Here is a 230-nt window from a genome sequence, read left to right as displayed (position 1 = left end):
CGTCTGTCAGCTATCAATAAAAAGGTAACCGCGAACGATATTGCGGTTATTTTTATCACATAAAGTTGAGGAAGACTGCCGTATGAAAAGACAAAAACGTGATCGTCTGGAACGTGCTCATGCTCAAGGTTATCGTGCCGGTGTAACCGGACGGTCAAAAGAAATCTGCCCATATCAAAGTTTAGATACGCGCTCACAATGGCTTGGAGGATGGCGCGAAGCGATTGAAG

At 45.2% G+C, this 230-nt stretch carries 1 protein-coding gene; it reads left to right on the top strand.

Annotation, left to right across the window (positions count from 1 at the left end; all coding sequences use genetic code 11):
• Window positions 1–82: 82 nt before the first annotated feature.
• Window positions 83–230: ribosome modulation factor (gene rmf, locus R0J87_RS25415; protein WP_498889790.1), on the top strand; the 148-nt coding region annotated here is incomplete at its 3' end.

This window comes from Halomonas sp. SIMBA_159 (genome assembly GCF_046536035.1).
In the GTDB taxonomy this organism is placed as follows: domain Bacteria; phylum Pseudomonadota; class Gammaproteobacteria; order Pseudomonadales; family Halomonadaceae; genus Vreelandella; species Vreelandella venusta_A.
Note: the sequence above shows the minus strand (reverse complement) of the source record. Positions and strands in the feature narration are given on the sequence as shown.